General features: G+C 38.8%; 10 protein-coding genes. 7 read left to right on the top strand and 3 right to left on the bottom strand.

The window, feature by feature from the left end:
- A partial coding sequence (locus KNO94_RS15050; RefSeq protein ID WP_214781036.1) for a hypothetical protein occupies nucleotides 1-198 on the top strand: 198 nt, incomplete at its 5' end.
- A 3-nt stretch (nucleotides 199-201) separates the two neighbouring features.
- A complete protein-coding gene (locus KNO94_RS15045) occupies nucleotides 202-531 on the top strand; it encodes a hypothetical protein (protein WP_214781033.1) in 330 nt (109 codons plus the stop codon).
- Nucleotides 532-1,393: 862 nt separating this feature from the next.
- On the opposite strand, the gene KNO94_RS15400 is transcribed toward KNO94_RS15045, so the two are convergent.
- The gene (locus tag KNO94_RS15400; RefSeq protein WP_285800800.1) at nucleotides 1,394-1,525 is read right to left on the bottom strand and encodes a hypothetical protein; all 132 of its coding nucleotides are present in this window, start codon (nucleotides 1,523-1,525) and stop codon (nucleotides 1,394-1,396) included.
- Between the two features lie 211 nt (nucleotides 1,526-1,736).
- Between KNO94_RS15400 and KNO94_RS15040 the strand changes: the two genes are divergently transcribed.
- Entirely contained in the window at nucleotides 1,737-2,324 is a 588-nt protein-coding gene (locus tag KNO94_RS15040; RefSeq protein ID WP_214781031.1) for a recombinase family protein, read from the top strand.
- Nucleotides 2,325-3,721: 1,397 nt separating this feature from the next.
- Nucleotides 3,722-4,357, top strand: coding sequence for a hypothetical protein (locus KNO94_RS15035; protein WP_214781028.1), 636 nt, complete (start codon nucleotides 3,722-3,724; stop codon nucleotides 4,355-4,357).
- A 33-nt stretch (nucleotides 4,358-4,390) separates the two neighbouring features.
- Here the strand turns inward: KNO94_RS15035 and KNO94_RS15030 are convergent, their stop codons facing one another.
- Both KNO94_RS15030 and KNO94_RS15025 read right to left on the bottom strand, forming a co-directional pair.
- A complete protein-coding gene (locus KNO94_RS15030; RefSeq protein WP_214781025.1) occupies nucleotides 4,391-4,975 on the bottom strand; it encodes a hypothetical protein in 585 nt (194 codons plus the stop codon).
- A 2-nt stretch (nucleotides 4,976-4,977) separates the two neighbouring features.
- Nucleotides 4,978-5,499 carry a hypothetical protein gene (locus KNO94_RS15025; protein WP_214781022.1) on the bottom strand — a complete coding sequence of 174 codons (522 nt, stop codon included), beginning with the start codon at nucleotides 5,497-5,499 and terminating at the stop codon, nucleotides 4,978-4,980.
- Between the two features lie 859 nt (nucleotides 5,500-6,358).
- Here KNO94_RS15025 and KNO94_RS15020 point away from each other — a divergent pair.
- The 3 genes from KNO94_RS15020 to KNO94_RS15010 form a co-directional block, all read left to right on the top strand.
- Nucleotides 6,359-6,946: a hypothetical protein gene (locus KNO94_RS15020; protein ID WP_214781019.1), complete on the top strand. Its 588-nt coding sequence runs from the start codon at nucleotides 6,359-6,361 to the stop codon at nucleotides 6,944-6,946.
- Between the two features lie 113 nt (nucleotides 6,947-7,059).
- Complete coding sequence (locus tag KNO94_RS15015; RefSeq protein WP_214781016.1) at nucleotides 7,060-7,335, top strand: helix-turn-helix domain-containing protein; 276 nt, start codon at nucleotides 7,060-7,062, stop codon at nucleotides 7,333-7,335.
- 5 nt (nucleotides 7,336-7,340) lie between these two features.
- Nucleotides 7,341-7,594, top strand: a 254-nt coding sequence (locus KNO94_RS15010; RefSeq protein WP_214781013.1) for a hypothetical protein, incomplete at its 3' end; no start/stop codon positions are given.

The following is a 7,594-nucleotide window of genomic DNA, read 5'->3' as shown; positions in this document are numbered from 1 at the left end:
TATGAAGAGAGATCAATGCAAGACCGAGATGAAGCGGTAGCGGAATCTATTCGTAAGTCGCTGGAACAGAAACGAAAGAACGAAGAGGAACGTCGTAAGCGACATGAGGCCTATGTAGAGAAGCAAGTTAAGTCAGCTATTGAACGTAGCCGTTTGGGTCTACCTTCACAAAAACAAGTGATTGGATTGGGGCAATAAATCATGGTAAATCACGTGTTTGGGATTATGCGAGATATTCGAAATGAACGTACAGAACTAGGGGTAACGGAAAACCGTAGTAGTGCAGGGTTTGAAGTATCAGGTAATCTAATCAACTTACTTGTTTCGGTTACGAATGGTTGGACTGAATCAACGAAACTTTCAATCAAACTAGAGTGGTCGAAAGACAATAAGGAATATAGTGAGATTGGAACTTTCCCACTACCAGACGCTATCCACGGTATTGTTTGTGTGAACTTCGGGGACTATGTTCGTTACACAATCATTGTAGAGGGCGAGAAACAGGAACTAGACGTTGTGCTACGTTTCTAAAAAGACAAAGGGCGGTAGCTTAATAGCTATCGTCCTCTTTTTTTATTTATTCGACACTATTAGACAAACCAAAGGAGATAAGACTATGCCAAAACAAAACAACGAATACATGACCGCAGACGATTATAAGGCACTATTGCACAAAGCAACTAACGGATCGGTTAAGCTACTAGGCGACTTTAGAACGTTGAACGGAACGTATAAATACTTCTGCGAAAGCTGTCGCCTAGCATTTTGGAATCGGGCATACCATATGTTATCTACTGACGACACAGGACAGAATCACGTATGTCGTCAACGATATGCGACTGTAAGAGGTAACCGTATTAGCGACAGCACGACTACACCTGCTTTAAGGTGAAATAGTTCAAAAAAAATACCGCAAATTTTTTCTGCTGATTCTGATAAGAGGATTTAGCTAAATTAGTAACCACCCTTGCTGTGATTCGCCCTGTGGTGCAGTGAGTAGTATAACCACCCGTAAGAACAAACTTCGACGCAACACACAGGGCATAAATGATAGGTTAAACGTTGGTATGAAGCGGTTTGTGACAAAAGAGTTTGAAAAGTATTGCGTAAATTCTCCACGTACCTGACACCACGTATATCAAGGGTGCTTCCCCGTGGTATACCCTTCATGCTGATCCACCTTCTTCTCGTTGTTCTTCTTTGTTGTTCTTCTTCACTCGCTTCTTTCATTCGTTCTCTTTCTTTGTTGTGTTGTCTGTTGGTGTGGCAAGTGGGTGTGTATGGTAGTGCTTATGTGTAGTCCTGTTGTATGTGCCTGACATAGCACCTTCAGTAGTGTTTTCTGAGTAGGTACATATCATGTCTATGTAAGGGGACATATAGCCCCCTTCTCTTACCCGAAGATATTAAGGGCGTAATATACCGCCCCTAAGAAATCGTGAAGGAATCCGACTAACAGTGCTAATCCTGTGATTAGAACCGTAGCCACCTTCACGAATTTCTTAAAGAATTGTCTGTTTCTCATAAGAAATCATCCCCTTTCGTTGTTTTGTTTTTATTCTATGTACTGATAAAGGACATATTCGGACTTGAAGGACGAATAGTGTTCTACCCCTTTTTAGAGGGTCACAACTTAAAAGTATTGACACCACCTATACAGGGCACGTAAAATCAGGCTATCAGCTTGTGTCAAAACATATGGTCAAAAGTACATAACAAAAAAGGGGTCATTTACTATGAAATACGGATACTCACGTGTCAGCACTTACGGACAAGGGAAAGAAGGGAACAGCTTAGAATCTCAAAAGAAAAAACTAGAAGAAGAGGGCTGTGAGGTCATCTACTCAGATACTTATACGGGAACTAAAATAGAACGTCCTAAATTCAAGGAACTATTAGAAGTTCTTAAAGAGGGTGACACGTTGGTAGTGACTAAGATAGACCGCTTTGCACGTTCGACAATCGAAGGTAGTCAGATTGTTAAGGAACTACTTGAAAGAGGTGTCATCATCAATATACTCAACGTGGGACGCTTAGATAACACGCCACAAAGCAAGCTAATGCGAACTATGTTCTTTGCTTTCGCTGAGTTTGAACGTGACATGATTGTTGAACGTACCCAAGAAGGTAAGGCAATAGCTAGGCAGAAAAAAGGCTTCAAAGAGGGACGACCAAAGGAACACTCTGAGAAAACGATAGCACACGCCCTTTCGCTTCTTGAAACGCATAGCTACAAAGAAGTAGTAGAAATAACGAGAATCAGTAAAAGTACGCTGATCCGTGCTAAGCGAGAACAAAAATCTAAAAAACAAGAAGGGCTGTAATGCCTTTCTTTTTTGTTGGACTGAGATTGATAAACAAGGTGTTGGAAACGTTGTGCAAGCGTCTAGGACGCACAAGAGGGGCTATTAGAGGGCTTGTAATCGAATGGCTATGTAGTGCGGTTGTGCAAAGAAATGTTTGGTGTAGCGGTCTGTAAAAGGGGCAGGGAAGCAATTTAACAGCACAACTTTGCACACCAATTACTGTACGGATCTACTTCATCTTCTTTCTTAATGAAATTACGAGATAACGTAATCATTGGCATTGTTGTGCGGTTTATTTGAAAATAGGTATTGTCAGATAATTCATCTAGCGTTAAGATAAGTCTAACTTAATCGAACGAAGACACGAAAAAAGCCATCCTCGCTTAAACCGATTACCAGTCAGTTTAAGTATCAACGGATGACTTGATTCGTATAGAGAGTATTACCAGTACTCACTATATAGCGTCAGTTGTATACTCAGTACATCTGACATTTGATGTTATCAGTTTACTTTGAAAAGCCTAGTTAAGCAAGGCTTTAGCGTAAATCGGACATTGCTAGTAGTGAGTTTTACGAAACTCTCTATTGGCAGTGTCCTTTTTCGTTCTCTTACATATTTTAAAACTACATAACGAAGGAACAGCCTGATACCTTCTAAAAACACTGACAGTGGTTAGTTGTGCCACAAGCAAGCGTACATAGGGACGCTAAGGGTAGTGCCGTAAACAACGGCTTATGGATCCACGTAAACGATACGTGTTCTGTAAGTGTCTTATACTGCTATGTCTTTCCCAATCGGGGCATAGCAGGGGTGAAAGCTACCAAAGTGCTGATTGAAGGAAAGACAGGCTTCTACGGAAGCGAAGGGCTACATACAAGTAAAACGTTTAACATCGTTAACTCGTCGCTATGGACTCTTTAGCAAAGGCTAGAGGGGACAACTATAAAGACTAATTACACGTGAGTGTAAGGGACGTTTGAAACCACAAGGGCTGTTTGAGTGTGTAATGTAGTCAGGGCGGAAGCCTAGCTTTGATTGGGGTGATACATACGGATACACGACCGACCGACGGAAGAACCATCACAGAAGCCTTTCTTCTTTACCCCCCGATATTTTCACTTTTGGGCGGTAAGGAAGGCTTTCTGTGTCCAGCCGTTGCACTTCCCTTCCCTCAAGAAGATGTTGGTTGCGTTGGTAGGTCAAGCGTTTTCCGTAAAAAGAAAGCCTAAAAACAATAAAGATAAAAGAGAAAGCGGATAGATCAGCATAGAAGGTGTAAATTAGTATGTGGGACGATGAAGCGAAACTTAGCGAAGTCTAGTTTCTGCTGAAGCAGTTCCCAAACAAACGGAGTGAAGGCTTAAAAGCCGTAACGGAGTGCGTTAGCAAATGATGAAGGAAGTGAGGTTAGTGTATGTTTTGGTGGATCAGCTTCACAGTATTTATATTGGTTTTAGCTATTTTCAGGTCTTTGAGAACGTTTCCTGCAAATGCTAAGGGACGTTTTAGAATGGATTTTCTTTATCAATTACTTATATATCTTTTTGAAATATGGCTGTTTTTTTCACTTTTTCAATGGATCTTATTTAGCCATGCGGAAACTTTGGGATACTCAGAAGAAGGTACTTTAAAACGGTTTATAGACTTTTTTACGGTCTATCAAATTTTCATTTTTGTTGTTATTAAACTGTACGACTCATTGAAAATAGACGCTTATACGTCAGTAATTTATTTAATCAATATGGCACTGCCTCATGTTGAGAATGAAGAAGTGTTCCCTAGGGGTTTTTTAGATGATAATACATTCGAAGAACTTCAAAAACTGATTATTCCGCACGAGGCTGAGAATATTAGAAGTCACATTTTTGAATTATTGAGAGAATATCAGGAATTACTTGAGGATGAGGAACATCCAGATCAGTATATTGAATCACGAATTTACTCAATCAAACATCAATTGTACCGTGAGAGGGAAACACTTGAACTTTCAATAGAAGAACGTAATTTCCATTGGAACGTTTCACTTTTTCAAAGAATAGGAAAGTGGTAAAAAACCAGCGACCAATAAGGTCGGTGGTTTTTTTTAGTTTCGACTTTGTACTCTTAGTATGTCTCTTGCAAGACGATTATCTCTATCTATTTGATGTTGTAGCAGCACAAGAGGATCTGATGTATAAGGATAATCTTCAAATGCCTTGAAATCACATATTGTGTGTGTAACAACAGTATAGTTTCTGCCGTTTCTTTTTAAAATTTCTATTTCTAAAGTAGGATATTCCCCTTCTTTTCGAAGTCTTGAAGTGAAATCTCCATCTATTACACGTATTTCTTCTAGTATTGATCCTTGGTCACCAATTCGAATTTTATGTATCTTCCCCGTTGCTAGTGTGATTTCTGCTTCTCGATTTAGTAATTTATGAGAATCCAGGAATTCTTTTTTCTGTTCTGTAGTGTCATCATCATAGCTTGAAACTTTAAATGTATATCCGACGGCTGTAGCTTTCCCTATGTTTTCTATAGCTATTCCGTATTCACCGTGTTTTTCCTGATAAGGATATACAATTACTTCTTCTTTCGAGTTCTGTACATAGTAAGTACGCCAAGCTAATACCAAACCCGATGCACCTATTAACCCACTTATAGTGTCGCCCCAATTCCAGCCACTCATATTCACCCTTCTTTCTTTTTCTTAATGGCTTCTTCTATAGACCTGAAGCCGTCCTTGATTTCCTTTCTTAGATAATATTCTTCACCGTATGGAATCATCTTGTTGTAGTACAAAGTAAAATCTAAATCGTAAACACCCTTAGATCGTCCTTTGCTATCAAAGATTTCTACTGTGAATGATGGGAAAGTTTCTGTTTCCTGCATATACGCGAGAAAAAAAGTATCGACAAAAATTGATAGTTGTTTCTTTGGTGCTAAATTGAATGAAACTTTTCTGTTTAACAACGGCATTAGTGCAAAACGTTGTTTTATCTCTAAAGGTGCGTCTATAACAGCTAGTTGTATGCTGAAATCTTTCGCTAAGTTATTGCTGTTGTTTTCAATGATGATGGAAAACATATCGTTTTCAGCTTCCATATAACAAGCTATATCGACTTTATAGTATTGAAGATAGATGTTTATAGCTGTTGCTATTAAAGCAATTAACGACAAAAAAATAGCAATCACGTCTAATCCTGTATCCATAAACTCAACTCTTTCCCTAATTATTTACAAGTTAAGTTTACTTCATATCTTTTAAATATAGGCAAAAAAAAAGTCCCAAACCGTTGTGGGAACGGTTCAGGACTAAAGGAGAAATATGACTATGACAACGGATTTGCCGTCACTCGCTTACGCTTCGTGCTGTATTTTCTAATCTCTAAGATCAGTTGTTATTAGGGCTGTTGAGGTACGAAACAGAATGTTTTCATCTTTTATCAAGTTTCTAGAGTTTAAGTAAGTTTCTTTACTTAATAAGGCGTGGCGAACGTACCAAAAACAGGCTTCAAATTGTGACAATTTTAGAGGGTGTCGAAAAACGTTGGTGTTAAGCCATTTTTTAAAAGTCACATTTTCGCTGATTAACCTTAGCGGTTGAAGCGGTTATTAGGTGGATCTACCCGTTAAAGTTAATAATCCCTTACGTGTGTGATTATTAGAAGTGGAAAATGGCTTAACAAGGCCATTTGTAGCGATGGTTAATCAAGTCCCTTACGTGTGTGACTTTACCTAATAACGAAGCCCTTTCTTAAGCCATTCCTCAGGCTTATTAGTCACTATTATTAAACTAACCAATTCAGCCCCGATTAGGACACTAAACTCGCCCCTTTCATAACCAATCTCAACACATCGCCAGACACATTTAAACGCCTTCTGAGGGCTTCTGTTGAATAATACATACTACGTAAGGTTAATCCTTCTGAGTGCCTCAAAACGCATTTATAGAGATGTGACGATGTATTGAAAACAACTAAAGAACTTAAAAGGACTAAAACACATTTCATAGAATAGAACTAATAGCCGATGCGAACTATTCAAACAGAAATAAGGAAGGTGTGAAAGTATGAAGATTGGAGAAATATTAGAACTTACACAAACCATGAAACTCAGTGAAATTGCTAAACAGTATTTAGACGTAGGGGAAAAGAAGGCGTTAGAGGGCATGAAGAAAGCTGGCTGTTACGCTGTCAGCGGTAAACGTGGTTGGTATTATGACGGTGATCCAGCGGTATTAGAACAATCAATTTATGATTTCACTACCAAAACAATCAATACTAGACCCAAAGCGAACGGTTCAAACAAAACAACTAATAAAACAAAGAAAACAAAAACTGAAAGTATGTTCTCAAAATCTATAATGATAGAAAACGGGAACAAAATAGTTATGACACAATATCCACGCAAAAAAGTAATTGAAGATAAAACTGATGAAGTAACAGAGTACAATCCAGACTTTTTTGAAATGACTGGCGAAGAAGTTCCTAAAGTCGAAAACCCACCTAATGAGGATATTAAGCGTAAACGAATGTCCTTTGATTTAGATATAGAGTTGATGAAGGAACTGAAAATACAAGGTATTCGTGACGATGTGCCACTTTACGAGATGGTAGAGAATGCGATTCGTCATTACTTAGACGCAAAAAGACACTGACTACCTGTTAAAAATGGGTTTTTAGCGAACATATAAGTGTAGAAGCCATGCCTAACAGCAAGGCTTTTTTATTTGGCTGTGATTTCATTTTTTAAGAAGTAAGGGGTGACTAAATGGCACAGGAACGCCTACCATACCGTCAATATATTGATTACAGATACATTCGATTTATCAGATTGACCCGTAACAAGACACAAAAACAATTAGCGGATCTGATGGGGATTGAGAAGAGTACAGTATCAAAACTAGAAAACGGTCAACTAGAGTTCACTGAACACTATGAGAAGCGGTTACGTGAAGCTATCTTCCGTATGCGTATCTCAAATGCAGAACTCGTAAATGTAAGGGAATTAGTGATGACTAAACAGAACAAAACAAAGGGGAAGTGATTTAGATGGAATACAGTAAAGAGTTCGTTAATGCAATCGCCCACGGTGATAAAGAAGCAAGTGAACAGTTGAGTAAGCTACCACTTACAATGCGAATGGGAATTGCTATGGAAGTGGATCGTGTAAGGTCTGAGAAAGGTATCGTACCGCAAAATGCTGGGTTCTCGGTCTATGAAGAGAGATCAATGCAAGACCGAGATGAAGCGGTAGCGGAATCTATTCGTAAGTCGCTGGAACAGAAACGAAAGAACGAAGAGGA

The organism is Exiguobacterium sp. s22, assembly GCF_018617455.1.
In the GTDB taxonomy this organism is placed as follows: domain Bacteria; phylum Bacillota; class Bacilli; order Exiguobacteriales; family Exiguobacteriaceae; genus Exiguobacterium.
This window is presented reverse-complemented; position numbering and strand designations above follow the sequence as displayed.